General features: G+C 39.6%; 19 protein-coding genes. 8 read left to right on the forward strand and 11 right to left on the reverse strand.

Features of this window, described 5'->3' with window-relative positions; translation table 11 throughout:
* The first annotated feature begins 6 nt into the window (after positions 1-6).
* From AWW68_RS00965 to AWW68_RS00980, 4 genes are all read left to right on the forward strand, one after another.
* Positions 7-576: a thioredoxin family protein gene (locus tag AWW68_RS00965; protein ID WP_068215632.1), complete on the forward strand. Its 570-nt coding sequence runs from the start codon at positions 7-9 to the stop codon at positions 574-576.
* Positions 576-1736 carry an aminotransferase class V-fold PLP-dependent enzyme gene (locus AWW68_RS00970; RefSeq protein ID WP_068215633.1) on the forward strand — a complete coding sequence of 387 codons (1161 nt, stop codon included), beginning with the start codon at positions 576-578 and terminating at the stop codon, positions 1734-1736. Before AWW68_RS00965 ends, AWW68_RS00970 begins: the two co-directional genes overlap by 1 nt.
* Positions 1737-1840: 104 nt before the next feature.
* Complete coding sequence (guaB, locus tag AWW68_RS00975; protein WP_068215634.1) at positions 1841-3310, forward strand: IMP dehydrogenase; 1470 nt, start codon at positions 1841-1843, stop codon at positions 3308-3310.
* A gap of 150 nt (positions 3311-3460) precedes the next feature.
* Entirely contained in the window at positions 3461-5038 is a 1578-nt protein-coding gene (locus AWW68_RS00980) for a hypothetical protein (protein ID WP_068215636.1), read from the forward strand.
* Positions 5039-5176: 138 nt separating this feature from the next.
* Here AWW68_RS00980 and secDF read toward each other — a convergent pair whose 3' ends face one another.
* The 7 genes from secDF to AWW68_RS01015 form a co-directional block, all read right to left on the reverse strand.
* Positions 5177-8200 carry a protein translocase subunit SecDF gene (gene secDF, locus AWW68_RS00985; RefSeq protein ID WP_068215638.1) on the reverse strand — a complete coding sequence of 1008 codons (3024 nt, stop codon included), beginning with the start codon at positions 8198-8200 and terminating at the stop codon, positions 5177-5179.
* Between the two features lie 82 nt (positions 8201-8282).
* A complete protein-coding gene (locus AWW68_RS00990) occupies positions 8283-8645 on the reverse strand; it encodes a hypothetical protein (RefSeq protein WP_068215640.1) in 363 nt (120 codons plus the stop codon).
* Between the two features lie 35 nt (positions 8646-8680).
* A complete protein-coding gene (udk, locus tag AWW68_RS00995; RefSeq protein ID WP_068215642.1) occupies positions 8681-9307 on the reverse strand; it encodes a uridine kinase in 627 nt (208 codons plus the stop codon).
* Between the two features lie 26 nt (positions 9308-9333).
* Positions 9334-9915, reverse strand: a complete 582-nt coding sequence (gene rdgB, locus AWW68_RS01000; protein WP_068215644.1) for an RdgB/HAM1 family non-canonical purine NTP pyrophosphatase — start codon at positions 9913-9915, stop codon at positions 9334-9336.
* An 11-nt stretch (positions 9916-9926) separates the two neighbouring features.
* Complete coding sequence (locus AWW68_RS01005; protein ID WP_068215646.1) at positions 9927-10394, reverse strand: FKBP-type peptidyl-prolyl cis-trans isomerase; 468 nt, start codon at positions 10392-10394, stop codon at positions 9927-9929.
* Positions 10394-11269: an FKBP-type peptidyl-prolyl cis-trans isomerase gene (locus tag AWW68_RS01010; RefSeq protein WP_068215648.1), complete on the reverse strand. Its 876-nt coding sequence runs from the start codon at positions 11267-11269 to the stop codon at positions 10394-10396. Before AWW68_RS01010 ends, AWW68_RS01005 begins: the two co-directional genes overlap by 1 nt.
* Positions 11266-12291: a DHH family phosphoesterase gene (locus tag AWW68_RS01015; protein WP_068215650.1), complete on the reverse strand. Its 1026-nt coding sequence runs from the start codon at positions 12289-12291 to the stop codon at positions 11266-11268. Before AWW68_RS01015 ends, AWW68_RS01010 begins: the two co-directional genes overlap by 4 nt.
* 190 nt (positions 12292-12481) lie before the next feature.
* Between AWW68_RS01015 and AWW68_RS01020 the strand changes: the two genes are divergently transcribed.
* On the forward strand, positions 12482-12901 hold the full coding sequence (locus AWW68_RS01020) for a nucleoside-diphosphate kinase (RefSeq protein WP_068215652.1): 420 nt from the start codon (positions 12482-12484) through the stop codon (positions 12899-12901).
* 36 nt (positions 12902-12937) lie between these two features.
* On the opposite strand, the gene AWW68_RS01025 is transcribed toward AWW68_RS01020, so the two are convergent.
* The 3 genes from AWW68_RS01025 to AWW68_RS01035 all read right to left on the reverse strand — a co-directional run bounded on the left by AWW68_RS01025 (position 12938) and on the right by AWW68_RS01035 (position 18681).
* A complete protein-coding gene (locus tag AWW68_RS01025) occupies positions 12938-16483 on the reverse strand; it encodes a prolyl oligopeptidase family serine peptidase (protein WP_157717471.1) in 3546 nt (1181 codons plus the stop codon).
* Between the two features lie 409 nt (positions 16484-16892).
* The gene (locus tag AWW68_RS01030) at positions 16893-17924 is read right to left on the reverse strand and encodes a lysylphosphatidylglycerol synthase transmembrane domain-containing protein (RefSeq protein WP_068215656.1); all 1032 of its coding nucleotides are present in this window, start codon (positions 17922-17924) and stop codon (positions 16893-16895) included.
* Positions 17917-18681 (reverse strand): segregation and condensation protein A, encoded by a 765-nt coding sequence (locus tag AWW68_RS01035; protein WP_068215658.1) that lies wholly within the window; start codon positions 18679-18681, stop codon positions 17917-17919. The genes AWW68_RS01030 and AWW68_RS01035 overlap by 8 nt, the downstream gene beginning before the upstream one ends.
* Positions 18682-18827: 146 nt before the next feature.
* On the opposite strand from AWW68_RS01035, the gene dxs reads away from it, so the two are divergent.
* Together dxs and AWW68_RS01045 are read left to right on the forward strand one after the other, a co-directional pair.
* Positions 18828-20762: a 1-deoxy-D-xylulose-5-phosphate synthase gene (gene dxs, locus AWW68_RS01040; protein WP_068215663.1), complete on the forward strand. Its 1935-nt coding sequence runs from the start codon at positions 18828-18830 to the stop codon at positions 20760-20762.
* Positions 20749-21525 carry an alpha/beta fold hydrolase gene (locus AWW68_RS01045; RefSeq protein WP_068215665.1) on the forward strand — a complete coding sequence of 259 codons (777 nt, stop codon included), beginning with the start codon at positions 20749-20751 and terminating at the stop codon, positions 21523-21525. The genes dxs and AWW68_RS01045 overlap by 14 nt, the downstream gene beginning before the upstream one ends.
* Here AWW68_RS01045 and trxA read toward each other — a convergent pair whose 3' ends face one another.
* Positions 21526-21822, reverse strand: coding sequence for a thioredoxin (gene trxA, locus AWW68_RS01050; RefSeq protein ID WP_068215668.1), 297 nt, complete (start codon positions 21820-21822; stop codon positions 21526-21528).
* Between the two features lie 74 nt (positions 21823-21896).
* Between trxA and AWW68_RS01055 the strand changes: the two genes are divergently transcribed.
* Complete coding sequence (locus AWW68_RS01055; protein ID WP_068215670.1) at positions 21897-22673, forward strand: sterol desaturase family protein; 777 nt, start codon at positions 21897-21899, stop codon at positions 22671-22673.
* Positions 22674-22861: the final 188 nt, after the last annotated feature.

Consider the following 22861-nt stretch of genomic DNA (forward strand, 5'->3'; position numbering starts at 1 on the left):
AAAGATATGATTAATTGGTATATTTCGTTGGTTGAAAAAGTATTTATGGAGATGTACAAAGTAATAGCCGCCCTGATCATTATTCTATGGATTTTTCCTTTAATGACATCGGCTCAAGAGCGTAAGTATAATGTAGAAACAGAAAGTGTTTCTGAGTATGTAGAAAAAATATTGAACGGCCCAATTACCAAAGAGGGGCTTCAGCAAATGCCATATAAAATCTGGTTCAACACCAATTATAAAACCTATTTGGTAGATACTGAGACTCTCAAAAACATTAAGAAAAGAAATCTAAAAGGAGTGACTATAAAAGCCTTTATGGGCACTTGGTGTCACGATAGCAACCGTGAAATACCAAGATTGATGAGAGTTTGCGAAGAGCTCGGCATCTATGAAAATTTAGAACTCTATGGGGTTGATGTAAATAAAACAAGCCAGCTAGAAGAAGAAAAGGGCTGGGATGTAAGAAAAACTCCGACCATCATTTTTTTGAGAGATGGAGAAGAAATAGCCAGAATTTTAGAAGAACCTGAAATATCTTTCGAGCATTCTATGGAGTTAATTTTTAATCAATAATGCTGAACAACCAAAAAGACCTCTTTAACCTACCAGACGACATAACTTACCTCAATTGCAGCTACATGTCTCCAATGCTAAAGAGTGTGGCCGAAGTAGGAGTCAGAGCACTTTATGGTAAGGAAGATCCAACCTCTGTAAAGCCAGAAGACTTCTTTAAAAACATCTCTGCTCTCAGAGCTGAGTTTGCTAAACTCATTAATGCAAAGTCTGGTAACGACTGTGCTATAGTGCCATCAGTGTCGTATGCCTTGGCCAATGTGGCTAAAAACTTAAAGGCTGGCCATGGAAATAACATTGTAATTGCCGATGAGCAATTTCCCAGCAATGTTTATGCTTGGAAGGAGCTAGAAAGAGAAAAAGGCATTGAGCTAAAATATGTTAGCGCACCAAATGTAAAAGAAGGCAGAGGCAAACTTTGGAATGAACGAATCCTAGAAACCATTGATTCGAATACCAAGATGGTAGCTACTGGCCACGTGCATTGGGCCGATGGCACTAAATTCAACTTAAGCGCCATTAGAGAAAGAGCGGATGAAGTGGGCGCTATTCTTGTGATTGACGGAACTCAATCTATTGGAGCACTCCCCTTCGATGTACAGAAATTTAGACCCGATGCTGTTGTTGCATCAGGCTATAAATGGTTGATGGGGCCTTATTCTTCAGGCGTAGCCTACTTTGGTGAATATTTCAGAGATGGAAGGCCAATAGAAAATAACTGGATGAATCGCCTGAATAGCGAAGATTTCCGAAACCTAATCAACTATCAAGACGAATATCAGCCCGGTGCCATCCGCTATGAGGTTGGAGAAAGCGCCAATTTTATTCTAACACCTATGCTCACTCGCGCTATTCAACAAATAAATGAATGGAAGCCAGAGAATATTCAAGCTTACTGTAAAAACCTTACGGCACCTTTCCTGAATGAATTGCAAAACATTGGCATTATTGTAGAAGATGAAGCCTACAGAGCGGAACATTTGCTTGGCTTGAGACTTCCTGAGCACATGGTAATGGAAGACGTGAAAAAACGATTTGATGCTGAAAGAATCTTCGTTTCCATTCGAGGAAATTCAATACGTGTTTCTCCGCATTTGTATAATGGAAAAGCAGATTTACGAAGATTAACTGAGTGTTTTAAAGTAAGTAGACCCGCTTAAATCACTTAATTTGAGGGATTGAAATTTATTTGTTGAACATATTTTTTTCAATCCTTCAATCTCTGTACTTTTGTCCCGCAAATAAAACCAAGTATTTATTTGCTATGCCACTCGATACTGACAAATTCCTCTTTGAAGCGCTAACCTATGACGATGTGCTTCTTCTGCCGGGTTACTCCGAAGTTTTACCAAGAAATACAGTCACCAAAACGCAGCTAACGCGAAATATTCAGCTCAATATTCCATTGGTTTCAGCAGCTATGGATACTGTTACTGAATACAAGCTGGCCATTGCTATGGCTCTTGAAGGTGGTCTTGGGTTCATTCATAAAAACATGACTGTAGAACAACAGGCCCTTCAAGTAAGAAAGGTAAAGCGTTCGCAGAGCGGAATGATCTTAGACCCAATCACTCTTCATGTAGACAGCACTGCACGTGAGGCTGAGCTGATTATGCGTGAGAACAAAATTGGTGGTATTCCTGTGGTTGATGGCGACAAAAACCTTGTGGGCATTGTAACCAATAGAGACATGCGCTTTATCAAAGACATGACTACTCCGGTTCGTCAAATAATGAGTAAAGACAACCTTGTAACTGCAAAAATGGGCATTAGCCTAGATGAAGCAGAAGGTGTACTTGAAGAATACAAAATTGAGAAGCTTCCTATTGTTGATGATAAAGGAAAGCTTACAGGCCTGATTACTTATAAGGATATCCTTAAAAACAGAAATAGACCAAATGCTTGTAAAGACAGCTATGGCAGGCTAAGAGTGGGTGCCGCAGTTGGTGTTACTCCAGATATAGATGACAGAATTCAAGCCTTAGTAAATGCAGGTGTAGATGTAGTGAGTATTGATACCGCTCATGGCCACTCTAAAGGAGTTATCGAGACTGCTAAGCGTATTAAAAAAGCCTATGGTGACCTTGATGTTATTGTAGGAAACATTGCTACAGCTGAGGCTGCGAAAGCGCTAGTAGAAGCTGGTGCAGATGCTATTAAAGTAGGTGTTGGCCCTGGTAGTATTTGTACAACAAGAGTTATTGCGGGTGTTGGTATGCCGCAGCTTTCTGCAGTTTATGAGTCGGCTAAGGCTATTGCTGGTAGCGGTGTTCCAATTATTGCCGATGGTGGCATACGCTACTCTGGAGATGTGGTAAAAGCAATTGCTGCTGGTGCTAGCACCATCATGATTGGTTCGTTGTTAGCTGGAACTGAAGAAGCTCCTGGCGAAGTAATTCTTTACGAAGGCAGAAAATTCAAGTCTTACAGAGGCATGGGTTCTGTAGAAGCAATGGAAGACGGATCTAAAGACCGCTACTTCCAAGATGCTGAAGACGACATTAAGAAGTTAGTACCTGAGGGCATTGTGGGCCGAGTACCTTACAAAGGTCTAGTTCAAGAAGTGCTTTACCAAATAGTTGGTGGACTACAAGCTGGTATGGGTTACTGTGGTGCTGCAGATATAGAAGCTATGCAACAGGCCAAGTTTGTGAAAATCACTGGAGCTGGCGTAAGAGAAAGCCATCCACACGATGTGTTTATCACAAGAGAAGCTCCTAACTATAGCAGGTAATCTTTAGCACTCATTTCCAGTTTGACTGGGAATCTCAAAATATTAAGCCTGTCAGCTCTTGAATAGCTGACAGGCTTTTTGTCTTTAGATCGATTCAATTCAATATAACAGGCATATTGATTATCTTTCTAATTACACACTACCAACCACATGAACCTGACAAAACTCTCCCCCGAAAAAATAGACCTCTTATTACAAGGAGAAACAGTAAAGGATGAAAAAAAGCAGAGCTTATCCTTCTTAAGAGAAAGTTCACAGGGAGGGTTTTATATACAAATCAATGACCTAGTTATTGAACGTGTTTTAATTCTCAATACTAACTATGACCTACCTATTTACTTTACAGGAGAGAGTCAGTTTGACTACATTTTTATTGAAGGTCAGGCAAAAATCACAGGGTTAGTCTTTCAAGATAAAACGAGAGCTATTTCAGTAACGACTATGAGTAATGCCCAAATAGATAAGTTAATATTTACCGAAAACGTTTCTATAGAGGACATCGATATATCTGGTAAATCTTTAATTGAAGAGGTTAGAGTTCATAACAATGCGCAAATTTCATGGATTGGTATTTCTGGAAGCGCGAAAGTAAACAACTTATGCTTTTTAGGTAATTGCACAATTGGAGATGTTGACATCTATGAAACGGCCAAAGTGAAAAACATAGAAATTAATGAATTTGCATCTTGTGATGAAGTTAACATAGGTGAAAACTCTATTGTGTATGATCTCGACCTTAAGGGCGACTCCAAAATATCTGAATTTACACTTTCGGAAAAGGCTATACTCAATGTATTCGAAATAACAGAAAACCCAGAAGTAACAGAAATAATCTTTGAAGGAGGTAAAATTGAAAACTACATAAAGTTTCACAAATGGACTTCAAACTCAGCGTTGCTCAGGAACTCAGGCACCAGCTTTCCACTCAAGTTCCTTATTCAAGATATATTAATAGGTCAAATTAGATTTATTGACTTTCATGTCAATTCAATAATTCAAATATCCAGACTAAGAGCGAACGGAGACTATCAGGGCAAAAAAGAGATTGAGTTTCAAAACTGTACATTTTCCAAACTTGAGCTAATCGATAACTCTTTAGATACTTTTGATAGACTGGTTTTTAAGAATTCTGACATTACTTCCTGCTTCCTCTCACAAACCTCATTCCCCAATTCTGTTGCATCTACCTCTATATCACAAAATAGCCGTGCGAGTTTAAAGGAAAGCCATGTTCAAAAAAAACTCTTCTTCGAACAAGTTAAGACGATATATAATCGTCAAGGAAACAAAACAGAGTCCATAATATATCAAGCCAAAGAACTCAATGCACATTATACAATTCTCAACTGGAATAAGAACTTTTGGGACAAACTCACACTCTGGTTCAACAAAAACACCACTAACTTTGGTACAAGTTGGACAAGAGGATTCTTAGCACTATTGGTCACCACCATTCCTTTGTTTGTACTTCTGCTCTGGTCTACAAAAGGTGTAGTAGCTGTTTGGCCTTGGCAAATGAACTCAGAAGACTTTGGGCTTTATGCCACTCAATATTTCGACTTTATTAATCCAACTTCTTATATCTGGAAAAGATGGGATTTTATTTATGAGTTAGAAGGTGGGGAAGTCCGCTGGGGAGTAAAACTCCTACTTCTTTTCTCTAAAGTCTTAATAGTCACTATTATCTATCAAATCATTCAAGCCTTTAGAAAGTTCGGAAGGAAATAGATCAGGGAGATTTCTCCCAATGACCATCGGGATCGCGGGAATGACAATCACACAAAAACGAAAAGGCCACTCCTTGCGAAGTGGCCTTTCTATTTTCTAAAATCTAGTGTCTATTTGACGTCTAGCCTCTGAAATCTATTATCCCTGCTGAGCAGATGCTTCTGCCTTTGCAGCAGCCTTAGCTCTTGCAGCAGCTTGCTCTTTATCGGCAGCAGCTCCAAGCGACTTCTTAGTTAAGTCAACTACAGTTGGAGTAGCAATAAATACAGATGAGTAAGTACCCACCAAAATACCGATCAACAAAGCGAATGAGAAACCTCTCAATACTTCACCACCAAAGATCAATAGAATCAACACTACAATCATTGTGGTAGCAGACGTAATCAACGTACGGCTAACAGTTGAGTTAATTGAAATATTGAAGGTATTGATAAGGTCTTTAGAGCCTTTCAACTGAAGTGTTTCACGAATACGGTCAAACACAACCACGGTATCGTTTATCGAGTAACCAATAATGGTTAACAGTGCTGCTATAAATACCTGATCTATCTCAAATGAAATTCCGAACCAACCTGCAATGGCAAATGCTGACATTACGATGATTGCATCGTGAATTAGGGCAACAATGGCACCCAGTGAGAACTGCCATCTTCTAAATCTGATGAGGATGTAAACGAAGATTGCAAGAATAGATAAACCGAAGGCTTCGAAAGAAGATTTCTTAATATCATCGGCAATAGTAGCTCCTACTTTAGAAGATGCTATAATGGTAAACTGACCATCTTGTAAGTCTACCGTTCCATCGATAAACTGTTTACCTGTAGCATCAGCCAAACCAGTTGTTAATGCGTCTTTAACATCCTGATCTGCCTCGGTAGACTCTTCATCTACTCTGTATGAAGTAGTAATCTTCAAAATGTTACTTGCATCGTAAGTTTTCACCTCAACACCATCATCAGTAAATACTCCACTAGAAAGAGAAGTTTTAACATCAGAAGCAGTCATTGGCTCATCGAACTGAACAACATAAGAACGACCTCCCTTGAAGTCTACACCAAGTCTCAATCCGCTTGTTAGAAGTGCAGCAATACCTACTACAATAATCACAGAAGAGATCATGTAAGCCATTCTTCTCTTACCCAAGAAATCTAGGTTAATATTGCTCAGCATACCTTTAGAAAGAGGAGTTTCGAACGAAATATTGCTCTCGTTACCCTTTCTAGTCATCCAAGTAACAATTACTCTGGTAATGAATACTGCAGAGAAGAATGAACAGATAATACCGATGATTAGGGTAATAGCGAAACCTTTGATTGGGCCTTGACCTAACCAGAACAAGATAATACCTGTTAATAAAGTAGTTACGTTAGCATCAATGATTGAGCTGTAAGCTTTCTGATAACCAGAATTAATAGCCTGAAGCAATGGAACACCGTTTCTTAACTCTTCTCTAATTCTTTCGAAGATTAGTACGTTAGCATCAATCGACATACCAATGGTCAATACAATACCAGCAATACCAGGAAGTGTAAGTGCTGAACCAATGTTAGCCAAAATTCCAAGAATGAAGAAGATGTTGAACAATAGTGCAACGTTAGCTACTAAACCACCTTTAGAGTAGTAGAAAATCATAAACACTACTACAATCAATAGACCTGCTACAATTGAAGTAACACCCTGCGCTTGTGCCTCTTTACCTAGAGTTGGACCTACAACAGCTTCTTCTACAATTCTGGTTGGAGCAGGAAGTGAACCTGCCTTCAAGATATTCGCTAAATCGTCAGCCTCTTCTTGAGTAAAATTACCTGAAATTTGAGAGCTACCATTCGCAATTTCTACCTGTACGGTTGGAGCAGTGTAAACGTAGTTATCCAAAACAACTGCCACACTTCTACCAATATTCTGAGCAGTAAGGTTTTTCCATTTTTTTGCACCTACTGTATTCATGTTCATGCTTACTGCAGGTTGTGCTCTGTCATCTAAAGACACTCTAGCATCTGTAACAACCTCACCAGTTAAAGGAGCCTCTCCTCTAGTAGCCTTAATTGCATACATCTGAAGTAACTCAGTGTCTTTAACTGGCTTAACAGACCACTTAAAAGACACATTCGCAGGTATCAACCTTTTAATTCTCTCATGCTTTAACGCGCGGTTGATAGTACCTGTATCAGCTAAATTATAGTAAAAACCCTCGTATGGCCCTGATCTCATTAGGCTGAAGAAGCTTGAAACTCCTGAGTCTGAATCTAAGCTATTAGTATCTGAAGCCGTACTGTCATTTTGAGACATCTGAGCCTCCAATGAGTTAGAAGACTCATCATTGCTTGGGTTAGCTGTGGCCTCAGTATTAAGGCTAGTACCTTTTTGCTCTCTTTCAATTCTTAATAGCTCATCATTGATTGCAGATAACGTTGGGTTAACTTCAGATGGAGAATAAACCTCCCAAAACTCGAGCTTTGCAACTCCTTGTAAAAGCTTTCTTACCCTTGCAGGGTTATCTACCCCTGGAAGCTCAATTTGAATTCTACCAGTTCCCTGAATTCTCTGAATGTTAGGTTGAGAAGTACCGAAACGGTCTACCCTAGTTCTCAAGATTTGAAATGCTCTGTCAATAGCTTGATCAACTTCTTCGTTGATAAGCTCCATTACATCTGAGTTAGAAGACTCGAAGCTGATTCTACCTCTGTTGGCAGCATTAGCAAACACTCTGCTCAACCTGCCCTCTGGAGCCACTTCGTTCCATGCCTCTTCAAACAATTGAGTGTATGAAGCTTGGCTATTTCTCTGACGCTCAGATGCAAGTTCTAAAGCCCTTTGGAAATCGGCATTTTGGCTGTTGCCAGAAAGACCTTTGATGATCTCAACTGGAGAAACTTCCAAAGTAACATGCATTCCACCTTGAAGGTCAAGCCCAAGGTTTAACTCCTGCTCTTTGATGTCTTTGTAAGTAAATTCAGCACCTAAAAGGTTAAGTACTGGCTCCATCCAGATAGAATCTAGATAAGCTTGTTTCTTTTGTTGGTCAATAATTCCAGCTTCGTCTTTAGCGTATTCAATGGCATCGGCCTGAATACCTCTAGAGAAGAAGGTAATTGACAAATAATACACGCACAAAACCGTGATTATGACTGTCAAAAAGACAATGGTATTCTTATTTTTCATATTAGTAATTGTGTTTTTAGCAATAATTAGGGTAGTAAATAGAGGAGAACCTATGTTCTCAGTTTCCGAAACAAGGTGCTAACTAGGGCGCGTTAGGCGATATGATTTGACGGAATAAGGTCTTATAGTAATGGGAATCACTAAGTGGCACATCTGTTACCGGATGCACCTCCTCTGGCGACTCATACTCTATTTCTGCTAAAAGAATTGCCTGAAAAGGCTCAATAGAAATACCACTTATAGGTAGTAGGGCGTTGCAGGTATATTCGTAAACTATGTCTTCTTGAGAAGAATCACTATCAGCATCTGATTGCTCTTGCTTATCTGCAATCTCCTCACAATGCACGTTTACAACCTCCTGAGAAACAACAAAAACAGCCACAAAAAGCCCTAGCAAGAACACCAGTCCTTGTTTTAGCTTCTTTAGGTTGTTTTCGGTTCTCATAATGCGCAACAAATGTAGCAATTGATGTGAAAAAATCAGCTCTTCACTGGTATTTTCGATGTAATGAGTGCCTTAATCACATTCAAAGCACTATCAAAGTTGGTATTATTTGGTACAATAAGGTCTGCCGTTTCTTTATACGGAGCAATATACTTCTGAAAAGATGGCATAATGTGGTTTTCATATTTGTAGAGCACATCGTCCGCATCATAGCCACGCTCCTCTCTATCTCTCTTTAACCTTCGCTGCAGCTTAATATAATCTTTAGCATCAATGAAAATCTTAAGATCTATCAGCTCCGCTATTTTTTTGTAATGGAAAATGAAAATCCCCTCTACTAAAATCACTGGCGCAGGTCTTCTGATGATTCTCTTAGGCTCCACATTAGGATTATTGAAGGTATATTCTTCCTTTTCAATTTCTTTACCCTCGCTTAGCGCCTTCAGGTCACTCGCAAAATGTTCGTAATCTATAGACTCAGGTCTATCGAAATTGTGCTGGCCATTTTTATCTACCAGTTGATACTCGCGCGGCATATAGTAATCGTCTTGAGCTAGACAAGTAACCGACTTTGCATCAAAATTCTTCTTGAGTTGGCTTAGAAAAAGGGTTTTACCCGAACCGCTTCCACCAGTAATACCAATGATGTATGGTTTTTCCATCGTGCAAATTTAGAAAGGCAAATGAATTATGTAGTGCTTTTTAAGAATTGAACGAGCTTTTCTAATGCTCTTTTTCTGTGGCTAATAGTATTCTTCACTTCTGAAGAGAGTTCGGCAAATGTTTTTTCATAACCTAGAGGGATAAAAATTGGGTCGTAGCCAAAACCTTCTGCGCCAGACATCTCAGGAGCTATTTGACCGTCTACAATGCCTTCGAACTGTTGTTCTTTACCCTCCAAATCAATGTAAGTGATAACGGCTCTGAATCTCGCCTCTCTATTGTTAGTCTGTCCCTCGAGTTCGGAAAGTACTTTAGACATATTAGCGACCGCATCTCTGCTGCCTGCATAATGAGCCGTATGAACGCCTGGCTTACCATTTAGTGCGACTACTTCCAAACCAGAGTCGTCAGAAAACACAGGAATTCTATATTTCTGGAAGATGTATTGCGCTTTCTCCAAAGAGTTCTCCTCTAGTGTCTCATGAGTTTCGGGAATATCTCCTTCAAAGCCAATATCAGAAAGGGATAGCAACTCAATGCTATCCCCTAATATTTCCTTTACTTCTTGAAGTTTATGGGCGTTGTTTGTGGTGAAGCAAATCTTCATTCCAAAATAGCTTATCTAATATCTACCACAGTAACGTCAAACAACAATACTGAATTAGCTGGTATTGTCGTCCCTTGGCGCGAGCTTCCGTACCCGTATTTCGATGGAATAAAAAGCGTAGCACTAGCTCCTTTATTCAGCTCTTGAAAACCAAGCTCCCATCCCTGAATTACCGATCCTGCTCCCACAACAAAGTCAATAGTTCCAGAGTCGAATTCAGTTCCATCTAAAAGATAGCCTCGGTAGTCAGCATACACTGAGCTTGCAAACTCCGCATTATCGCCAGTACCAGACTGGCTAATAGCGTAATAGATACCTGTCTCACCAATCTGCTCGGCAGTGATATTATTATCTGCTAAATACTCGGTAATAAGTTGCCTGTCGATGGCCAACTGCTCTTGCTCATCAAACACCTCTTCGGAATCGCAGGCCATGAAAGCCGCGAGAACTATCACCAACAAAAACTTAATCTTATTCATTATTCAAAATCAACTACTTCAATATCAAATACCAACACAGCGTTTGGAGGGATGGGACCACCAGTATTTCTAGCACCGTATGCATACTGAGAAGGTATTAAAAGCTTAGCTTTTCCTCCTTTATCTACTTTCGGCACTCCTAAATCCCAACCTTGAATTACTTCTCTGTTACCTAAAGTAAACTCGTATGGCTTGTATTCTCTTTGAGCATTATACACGTTATTTTCTTGAGCTAATTGCTCATTACTTGTATCTACCAAGGTGCCATCTAACAATCTTACTGCGTAATCTACCTTAACTAGGTCACCGTTTTCAGGATACTCACCGTTTCCAGACTCCAAAGTTACAACGGCAATACCCTCTTCAGTGTAGTTAGCTTCTAAATTATTGTTAACAAGGTACTCTTCTATAATACCTTTATCTATCTCTTTCTGCTCAGCCTGAAACTTTTCAACAAAAGCCTGCTCAGTAGCTATTTCATTAACTTTGAAATTCCACATTACTACTTTCGAGCTGTCTTCTGCAGTAACAGGAAAACCAGTAAGTTGAGCATACTCTGCAAATGGCATTTTAATTTGAACGCTATCTCCAGGGCCACAAAGCTTAAACACCTCAGAAAGGTTTGGAGGTAAGCTCGAAGCAGGGTTTAGAAAATAGCCAGGTTCGTTGCCAGAATCATAGAGCACTGAATCTTCCAAGGTGTGTGTCATTACCACATTCATGATTTCTCCTTCTTCAGCTCTTTTATCGCTACCTTCATTAAGCTTTCTGTACTTTAATCCAGACTCTAGCTCAGTGAATTCAGGAGTGGAATCACAGGCAAAAACAGTTGCCAGAAGCGCTCCAGCTAACATTACACTTTTTACTTTTCTCATACTTTTTTTGATTCTTCTTCTAGTTGTTGGGCATACTCAGGAAGTATGCTTTTAAATAATTTCATAGTCTCTTCTAGAGACATTTCTACTCTTCCTCCTGCTGCATTTCTATGACCTCCGCCATTGAAAAATCTGGCAGCCACCTCGTTTGCAGGGAACTCTCCAATAGAACGCAGAGAGATCTTAACCTTGTCTTCAGACTCTTTAAATAACCCTGCTAGTGTTACACCTTCTATAGAAAGTGCATAATTCACGAGTCCTTCCGTGTCTCCGGTTTTTGACTCAAACCTAGCAAGCTCTTCTTCTGTAATGGCAAAGTAAGCCACCTGATATTCAGGTATGATTTTAAGATTTTCGCTCAAAGCATAGCCAATAAACCTTAATCGGTTTAGAGAGTTTTTGTCGTAAATATTCTTGGAAACCCGACTGTTATCTGCGCCTTTCTCGATTAACTGAGCAACCACTTCATGCACATTCTTTGTGGTATTGGGGTGCCTGAATCCACCAGTATCTGTCATAATACCAGCGTACAGGCATTCGGCAATATCTTTATCTATGAGCTCTTCATAGCCAAGGCTTACCAGTAGTTCATAGCAAAGCTCACAAGTAGCTGCCGCCTCGGTACTCCAATAACGGAAATCGGCAAAGTCTTCTGGGTCTAGGTGATGGTCTACATTTACCTTGTAGCCAGGTGCTTGGCGAACCATCTCTCCTAATTCATTAATTCTGCTTAGCACAGAAAAGTCTAACGCGAAAATGATATCTGCATCATTTACCCATTGCTGACAATCTTGTGGGGTTTCATCTGTAAAAATCTTTACCTCATCATTGCCTTTCATCCAATGTAAAAAACCAGGATAATCAGAAGGAGTAATAACCGTAATATCATGTCCCAGCTTCTTAAGCAAATTGGCCATTCCTAAAGACGAACCTAATGCATCGGCATCTGGCTTATCGTGAGTAGTAATGACGATTCTGGAGGGTTTAGCGAGTTTTTCTTTAAGTAGTTCTATCTCTTGCATGCAATCAGCAACCCTGCGGGTCTTTGAAAGAAGGGGCAAAGTTGACAAGAATTGTTTTACTAAACAATGCTAGTCCTTGATTATCTGATTATTAAGAATTTAAAAGAAATGGAGGCGAACAGTGTAAATCGAAATTATCTTCTATTTTTGCGACCGAATTTTGAAACGCAACGACTTTAAATAAAGAAAAATGGCAGGAAACAGAACATTTACAATGATTAAGCCTGATGCTGTAGCTGATGGCAACATGGGAGCAATTTTGAAAATGATTGAAGATGCAGGCTTCAAAATCATTTCTATGAAGTACACTAGACTTTCTGCTGATTTGGCTGGTAAGTTTTACGAAGTACATAAAGAAAGACCATTTTATGGTGAGTTAGTAGAGTACATGTCATCTGGTTCTATTGTGGCTGCAATTCTTGAAAAAGACAATGCCGTTGCAGATTTCAGAACTTTGATTGGTGCTACTAACCCTGCAGAAGCAGCTGAAGGAACCATCAGAAAACTGTATGCTAAATCTATTGGTGAAAACGCAGTTCACGGTTCTGATTCAGATGAGAATGCTCAAATTGAGGGCAACTTCTTCTTCAGCCAATTCGAGAGATTCTAATTAAGAATCTGCTAAAGATTTAACAAAAAAGCGACTTTAAGGTCGCTTTTTTTGTTGCTCTTGCTCTTTAGCGATTTCATAATTCACTTCTCTAAGCCATTCGAAGAGTACGGAATACTTTTGAGCTAAAGCTTGTACCCCTTGCATTCTAGAACTTGACAAACTGTGACCTTCACTAAGTTTGGTTTGTAGGAGTAACACATTATCGTCAGTTTTAGTAGCACGTAGCTTTGCAACCATTTTAGCTGCTTCCCAAAACCCCACATTTTTATCTTCTAAACCTATTTGAAACATAAGTTTAGGATAAGCTTGTGGCTTAATATTCTCATAAGGAGAGTATTGGAGCATGTAATTAAAATCTTTCTTTCTCCTAGGATTCCCCCATTCGTCAAACTCATCTACTGTTAAAGGCAGTGACTCATCGAGCATTGTATTAATTACATCGAGAAATGGAACGTCCAAAAAAGCACCTGCAAACATTTCAGGACGCTCATTAATTACAGCTGCCATCAATAGTCCTCCTGCACTTCCTCCATTGGCAAAAAACCTCTGAGAGTGCCCAATACCCGTGTATTTCATAAAATCTACAGCATCAATAAGATCATAGAAAGAGTTCATTTTATTGAATTGCTTACCTTGTACATACCAGTCATCCCCCAACTCATCACCACCACGTACATGAACATATGCATAAATAAACCCTTCTTCTATCAAGGGCTCAATAGACGCATTATGTGTGAGGCGGTTTCCTAAACCATACGCACCGTAGGCATCAATAAAAACTGGTCTATTTTCAAGATTCTTCATTTTATCTGATCCAAAATAGACAATAGAGACAGGTATTTGAGCTCCATCTCTGGCTTGAACCCAAAGTAATTTCACCCTAAAGAAACTACTCAAATCATAACCCTTTCTTTTCGAAACTGTCTCGCTCTTACTTTTTTTATTATTCATATTGAACAGAACGCGCTGAGTACTGTAGTTCGGAGCCGTTTCAAAATACCGAAGAGTGTCTGTATCTATGTTTACATTTCTTCCCAGAGCATAGGCCCGAAGCTTATCATGGTCTGACTCTATTCTGTACTTATCGCCAGTAAACCTGTTTCTAACCTCAATATATTGATGCATCTGTTCTCTCTTAAGAAAAACAAAAAAGTTGCGAAACACGGCATAGTCTTCTAGAACAACCCCTTCCGCTGGCTCTTCAACATCTATTAGGTGTTTAATGCTAAAGCTTGTGGTATCTGCAACCATTAGCTTTCCGTTTGGCGCATTTTGGTTTGTAAGCACATACATTTTATCCTCCACAGGAGAAATAGAATGCACTTCCCGCCCCTTTGTAGCACTAATTAGTTTGAAATCATATGGTACTTTATTCCTAGCCATATATAAATCTCTACTAGTAGCAGATCTACTTGATACAAATAAGAACTCCTTATTGAATGATTTCCATATCGCTACATTCCTAGCTGGGTCTGGCTCATGAAAAAAAGTCGTGTCTTGAGAGAATTGATCTCCAATTCGATGATATAAAATGGAGTGTTTTCGATTAGTACTCTTGTCTTTGCTTGAATAAAAAAAACCTTTTGAATCTTCAGACCACATAAAATCAGAGCTATTGCTGCTAGAATCTTGTAGAACTTCACCTGAAGTCAAATCCGTAATATATGTAGTAAGTGAACCATTGCCTACCGTATCTATTGCATAAGCCAAGTATTGATTATTCGGGCTTACATCATAAAAACCGAACTGAAAGTAATCAGCACTATCTGCTATTGAAGTAAGATTCAAAAGCACCTCTTTTGGAGCCCCAGATTCATTCTTTCTCCTATAAATGGTTCTATGATCATTATATCCTTCATATAGTGACCAGTACCAATACCCATAGTCTAAGACAGAATCTGTTTTACTCTCTACATCCATTTTATTGAATATCTCATTCGACAATTCCCTAATATTCTTTCTAAGTGGAATCAAATAATTATCGGTATAGACATTCTCCGCTTTTATATAATCCATGATTTTTGAATTGGATTTTGGGTTACGATCCTTTAACCAAGAATAATTATCTACTAGGTTCTTCCCATGCAAAGTGATTTGAGTTGGTATAACTTCAGCCACAGGAGGCTTAAGGCTTTCATCTCTCATATGCTTTATTGCAAATTGCTTTTCAAGAGAGTCCGTCATTTCCATGTGGCTTCTTATTTCCGAGTCAATAGCTGCAATGGGGTTGGTTCGCTCGTAAGTCTTCCAGAATTCAGGATTGTACTCAACGGCATAATCGTAAAGCGAATTGGCATCATGATTAAGAAAACTTTCTGTGGGCAGAATGGATTGGATAGCAGAGTTTGACTCTGTTACATACATTTCGGCAATAGTAGCATAAGGAGTAGTTTGTTGACTAACCGTGTCTTTAAAAATAAACTCATCTTTTCTGAAAATACGGTCTACTTGCCACCTAGAGTCAAGGTTCCTTTTATAGTCTACATTTACCTCATAGCCATAGTGTTGAATATTCATGTCACCAAGATTGCAAATATGCCTTCTATAGTCTTGCTCTACTCGGTAAGCTAGCTTTACTATTGCATAAGAATCTTGGTCTATATAGATTTCGCCTGAGAGAATATCGGACCGACTGGTTCTTTTCCCCTTAGCTTTTTTGTCCTGAATTGTTTTCAAAGAAGCTGGCTCTTTCTTAGGCTCGAACCTAATTAGGTAGGTCCAACCCTTATTCTCCAAATACTCTTCAAATAGTTCGTATTGATAGCTTTTGAAAGACTTCTTATCTAAAAAATAATGAATGTACTTTACTAGGTCCTTACTCACTATCCCTAAAGGACCTCCTTCTATATTAGCCTCTAACCCTTCTTTTGTTAGATTTAGACTCGATCTTGAATCATGAATTTTAACTTTATCTTCTCTAGCCGTTCTATGCCCAAAATGATCGTGTAACCGCTCTCCCCAATGAGAGTAGAGTGACCTAAATGAAGGAATGCCACCTATAGTCCCCACCCTACTATTACTTAGCAAAACACCCCCATAGATAGACTGCCTAAAGCGCTTGCCTGTATATCCCGTTTGGGAATAAGTAACAGATGCATCAGAAAACTTGATAGTCGCCCCGTTTTCTTCTATCCTTTCTCTGTAATAAGCATCATAAATAAACTGGCCTTTCGGATAGTTAACCTTAATTCTGTTCAATGCTTTCTTTAGAACCCTTTTTGGGTTCTTCTGCCTTCCACGAGAAACCACAACATCTGCCAATTCTTGAATATGGATTTTCAAAAACACTCTATTCTCTTCTTGCTCTCGCAGGCTAGATATTGGAACCTCTTTTGGTTCATAGCCAATACAGGAAAAAACGAGTGTATCATTCCGATAAGCATAAGGTATTTTTATGGCAAAGCTTCCATCTTCTTCAGAGATGCTCCCCAAATAGGTATGCTTTATTCTCAGTGTGGCAAATGGAATTAGCTCATCACTACCATGCATATAGACCTGCCCTTTAAAGCGCTTGTCAGTCTGAGCAAAAACAGAATAGGAAACCAAAAGGTATAGAAATAGAGATGCGAAGAACCTCAAAACGTTTTTATTATGTGTGAAAAAAATAATAGACTTTTTCTATTATTAAACTTAATTATAAACACTAAGAACTCCGTTGTTATTGCATCATAATCATTTCCTTTTTTTGAGAAGAGATAAGGCTAATCAGTTATTTCCGTCTGTTATAACTAACCATATTGAAAAACTCTCTAGATATTTTACTCTAGAAAAATGACCTTCTAAAAGGCCAAGGGGATTTACTTCGAAAGAATGTTTATACTAAATGCAAACTGGAAGAAATACTCTTTCGATTAGGCTATTACAGTGAAGAACGTGGCACCCAACAAGGCTAAGTTACCTTCCCACGCCTAGCTTCAACCAAAAAAACTGATAGAGCAACAGTTACCAAACAGAATAGCCTCTCAACAAAGGAAAGTTCAGTACATTCTTATTTATCGGACTTCCACCACCTCGGCATCAAAATAACACCAGCTATTAAATAAGGATAATAGGTGGATAGCCTCCAAAGTACACTTGAAACGAAGGTGTATTTACCTGCAAAGTCTTGATAAAAGACACTAAACATCAATTCCGCTGTACCTGCATTACCTGGCGATGGAGAAACCAGCATTACCACCCACATTACTAAATGCCTACTCAACATGAGCAGCTGGTTATCCAAGGTTAGATCGGCAAAGCCTCCAACCCACGCATTAACCAAGGCAAACTTGAATATCCAGATGAGATAAGTAAGACCAAGTAGTTTCAACCAATAAAGGAGAGACTGCCCCTTTAGCACCTGAGAAGCCAAAATCATTTCATCACTTTGTTTCATCACAGGAGCTCTCCATTTTTGAAACCACCTCAGATTCATAATACTGGAAAGAATTTTCCGTACTGTCTTAGGAAAAAACAGTAGAGCAGAAAGCATAAAGGCAGTATAAGCAACCACCGAAGAATAGCTAAGCCAAAAGACCTTGCTCACACCATCCTCTAACCATTCATTGGTGGTGTCGACCAATGGAAAAACACTTTCAGAGGCTCCCAAAATAACTAGCGGAGAGGCAGTTAGAAAAAACAGATTATCCAAAATGGCAAGCAATAACGAATAGGCAAGTGCCTTTCCAAATGACTGACCTTCTTTGAATATTATGAAAATCAAAACAGCTGCAGCACCAATCACTGGCGGTGTTACTCCGATAGCAAACTCCCACAACAAGACAACCCGAATAGCTGGATAAAAATCAATTTCAGAATGAGATAGTAGTCGTACCCTAAGAGCATTCAATCCATCCTTAAAAACTATAAATAGCAGAACTATTAGAATATTAACTAAACGAAAATCTGAAAAGAGAAGCAGGGATTCTTTTGAAAATTGATCATCGCGATATGCGAGAAAAGAAATAATTACGAAACCGAGTAAAACAGGCAGCCAAACGCTTTTGGGGTTGAGAACTTTTTGCGCCTTGCCGTTATCCATTTTGATCTTGCGTCACCAGGTCTTCTTCGATTTTTTCTATCCAGAAATTATTGAAGCCTTCCCCAAGGTGCATGGTAATTTGTCTCATTTGCAGTAGATCCAAAATAGAGAGGAAGTTGAATATTACAGCAATTTTGTTTGGCTCCATGGCAATCAATTCTTCAAAAGAAAGCCTTGGTGCTTCCTGAAGCTTCTCAATAATATAGTCTCGCTGCCCTGATATAGTATAAGGATACTGGACTACTTCATGCTTTGGCTTATTCTGCTCGTATTCATAACGAGACATTAATCGTTGATATACCTTCAGCAGCTTATACAAATCGACATCTTGAAGTTCAGATTCCACATCATTCCCTTCTGCCAACTTCTTAAGCTCGCGAACAATATTACCTCTAGATTCCTTTTGAGATCGAGCCAACTCCATATTGCTCAACTCATCAACAACCGATTTATATTTTTTGTACTCCAAAAGATGTTTCACCAACTCTTCCCTAGGGTCAACCTCATTTCCTTCTTCGTCCAAAACGGGGCGTGGCAACAACATTTTCGCCTTAATTCTCATTAGCGTTGCTGCCACAAGAATAAACTCGCTGGCTACCTCCACATTCATTTGTTCTAAATGATGCAGGTAATCTAAAAAGTCTTTGGTGATGGTATGAATAGGTATATCGTGAATATCTAGCTCGTCTCGCTGTATGAAGAACAACAGCAGATCGAAGGGGCCTTCAAAAAGAGGGAGCTTAATTTCGAAACTCACGGATACAAAATCTTTTGAATCAAATATATAGAGATTGAAAGAACTGCGCCTTTAGTGCCAAAATTATTTTTAATTTTACGCCTTATTGAAAATCTATGGCAAACATTTAACGCGCATGTTTGTTCATTAGACATCCAAATTAAAGAATGTTGATTAAGCCGGGACCACTCCTTTCAAAAATTGATTCTCCTGCCGATTTAAAGAAGCTAGATCAAACTCAGTTAGTTCAAATTTGCGATGAACTGAGACAGTATATTGTAGATAATGTCTCCGTTTATGGCGGCCACTTTGGGGCTAGTCTTGGCGTAGTAGAAATGACTGTAGCCATTCACTACATCTTCAACACCCCAACAGATCAGTTGGTGTGGGATGTAGGGCACCAGGCTTATGGACATAAAATTTTAACTGGCAGAAGGGATAACTTCCACACTAATAGATTGTACAAAGGACTTTCTGGCTTCCCGAAAAGAAAGGAAAGTGAGTATGACACCTTTGGCGTAGGCCACTCTTCAACTTCTATTTCTGGTGCGTTAGGAATGGCAATTGCCAACCAATATAAGAAGGACGATCGCCAACACATTGCCGTTATTGGTGATGGTGCCATGACGGGCGGTCTGGCCTTTGAAGGAATGAACCACGCTGGCTCTACAAATGCCAACCTGCTCATTATACTGAATGACAACTGCATGTCTATCGACCCAAATGTAGGTGCACTGAAAGATTATCTGACAGATGTAACTACTTCTGGAACCTACAATAAGGTAAAAGACGATGTATGGAAGCTTCTCAGTAAATTCTCAAAATTTGGTAAGAGTGCTCAAGAGATTATTTCAAAAGTAGAGCATTCAATGAAAGCAATGCTCTTGAAGCAAAGCAATCTATTCGAATCACTCAATCTAAGATATTTCGGTCCGGTAGATGGTCACGATGTTCATCACCTAACCCATGTTCTGAACGACCTTAAGAACATTCCTGGCCCAAAAATCCTTCACTGTGTAACAGTAAAGGGCAAGGGCTACAAACCAGCCGAAGAAGGGAATGCCACTAAATGGCATGCTCCAGGCAAGTTCGACAAAGTAACTGGAGAGGTTTTCAAGAAAGTTCATGACAAGCCTCAGCCACCAAAATACCAAGATGTCTTCGGTCATACCTTGGTTGAATTAGCCGAAAAGAATGACAAAATCATGGGAGTTACTCCTGCCATGCCATCAGGTTCTTCAATGAACATTATGATGAAAGCCATGCCAGAAAGAGCTTTCGATGTGGGTATTGCAGAGCAACACGCAGTTACTTTTTCGGCAGGTTTAGCTACACAAGGCTTGATGCCTTTCTGCAACATATACAGCACCTTTATGCAAAGGGCGTACGATCAAGTGATCCACGATGTGTGTATTCAGGATTTACCAGTGAATTTCTGTCTAGACAGGGCCGGTTTTGCAGGAGCCGATGGGCCTACTCACCACGGAGCTTATGACATCGCCTACATGCGTTGTATTCCTAACATGATTCTTGCTGCTCCAATGAATGAAGCAGAGCTTAGAAACATGATGTATACTGCTCAACTTCCTAGAGAAGGACAAGCATTCACCATTCGTTACCCAAGAGGAACAGGTGTTATGCCAGAGTGGAAAACTGAGATGGAGAAAATGACTATCGGAACTGGAAGAAAGATTTCTGAAGGTGAAGATTTAGCCATTCTTACCTTAGGCCATATTGGTAATTATGCCATTGAAGCGAAGGAAATGCTGAAGGGCACTGGTGCCAACCCAGCTCATTACGATATGCGCTTTGTAAAACCTTTGGACGAAGAACTACTTCACGATATTTTCAGAAATTATAAGAAGGTAATCACTGTTGAGGATGGCTGCATTGTGGGTGGATTTGGTAGTGCCGTACTAGAGTTTATGGCAGCTAACAACTATTCGGCCCAAGTGAAAATACTAGGTATTCCAGATAGAATAGTTGAGCATGGAACTCAGCTCGAGCTTCATGCCGAGTGCGGATTCGATCCATCAGGTATTGCTGAAACAGTAAAACAAATGTTAGGGGTTAAAGCTACCACCCCGTATGCCAGCAATTAATTTCAAAGTTCAAGGAAAAGGTACAGCCATTGTCCTAATTCACGGCTTCTGTGAGACGCTAGAGATGTGGAACAACATAGTGTCCGAGTTAGCCAAAGATTATAGGGTCTTTTCAATAGATTTACCCGGTTTTGGTGGCTCTCCCCTGCCTAAAGAACAAGTCAGCATTGAGCTTATCGCTAAATCCGTTGCCGACTGGGCTAAAGAACAAGGCATTGACAGGGCGGCATTTATTGGACATTCCTTAGGTGGATATGTGGCTCTTGCACTGGCTGAATTATACCCCGACCTCATCAACGGAATAGGACTCGCCCACTCTAATGCGTACGCTGACCCAGAAGAGGGCAAGATCAATAGAGATAAGGTAGTGAAGTTTATAGAGCGACATGGGCACGAAAAGTGGATAGAAACCTTTGCTCCTAGTCTCTTTGCTAAAGAGAATGTTGACCATTGCCAAGCAGCCATTAAAATGGTTACGGAAATGGGAGTAAACACTCAGGCCGAAACTATTATTGCCTACACCTTAGCCATGAAGGACAGGAAAGACCGATTTGAAGTTTGGAGAAACATTGAAGGCCATTGCCTTTTTATTGGAGGCACTGAAGACTCTAGAATAAGCCCAGAAATATCAGAAGAGCATATTTACGCACGCGAAAAAGTAGACGGACATATTTTACCTGGCATAGGACACATGGGTATGTTTGAAGACCAACCTAACTTCATCGAAATTGTAAGCACTTACTTACACAAAGCATCACATTAATTAAGCTTGACTGAGTGCCTGTGTCAACTCTCTTTTCGTCACCACTCCAGCCTTTTTCCATTTTATCTCTCCTCCTTGGAATAAAATAAGGGTCGGAATACTTCTAACACCAAACCGCTGAGCTATCGGCTGATTCTTATCAACATCAATCTTAATTACCTTCACTTTGTCTCCAAGCTCTTGAGCTACCTCTTTAAGAACCGGAGCCATCATTTGACATGGCCCACACCAGTCAGCATAAAAGTCTACTAACACTGGCTGATCTTGGCTTACTAAAGCATCAAATTTTCCTTTCATAGCGACAAATTTAATCCACCTAAAAACAGCAGACAGATTTTATTTGTTCCTATTTTCAAATTTGAACACCTCGTATGTATCAATATGACTTTACTGAACCAGAAAACTTCCTGATCCTCACAGGATTGATGTTTCTCATAGTCGTATTTAGGTACACCTTTGTTGCCGGTATTTTCTATTTGGTTTTCTATATAATTGATCCGAAATCTACCCGAAGCAGAAAGATCTTTCAAACCAGCGCCTCCAAAGAGCAATTGAAAAAGGAAATATTCTGGTCTACTTTTACCTCAATCTTGTTCGCTTTAGCAGGTGCGGGAATGGTCGTTCTCTGGCAACTAGGCCATACAGCAATTTATGAATACATAGACCAATATGGTTGGTGGTGGATACCAATAAGCTTTCTTATAGCCACATTTATTCATGAGACTTACTATTATTGGCTGCATAGATGGATGCACAAACCAAAAGTTTACCGACTAATTCATAAAACACATCACGACAGCCACATAACCTCTCCATGGACAAGCTTTTCTTTCCACCCTGGAGAAGGGGTTTTACAGTCTCTGATCATACCAGTAATCGTTTTATTCTTACCGATGCACTATTGGACTATTGTCACCCTGCTCACCTTTATGACACTGACGAGTGCTATCAACCATTCTAATGTAGAAATATACCCAAAGGGCTTTTATAAACATTGGCTAGGGAAATGGCTTATTGGCGCCACGCATCATAGCCTGCACCATACTCAATACAGATATAACTTTGGCCTATACTTTACTTTTTGGGATAAATGGATGAAAACAGAAAGTGCTAAATATGAAGGGAATTTTGAGAAGCACACAAACTAAAGAATGGATCAACTAAGAGGGGCGTAAAATAAAAGAGTCACTCCCGTTGGAGCGACTCCCTTTCACCTAAACACCTGGGTAACTAACTACTCATAGTGAACCTTTCGGTTCCTACACCCAGACTTATCTTTATTGCTTTCGCGATTTGTCTTATCTATCAGAGGATTAACCTCTTGTGAAATCAAAGT

The sequence above is a fragment of the Roseivirga spongicola genome (assembly GCF_001592965.1).
In the GTDB taxonomy this organism is placed as follows: domain Bacteria; phylum Bacteroidota; class Bacteroidia; order Cytophagales; family Cyclobacteriaceae; genus Roseivirga; species Roseivirga spongicola.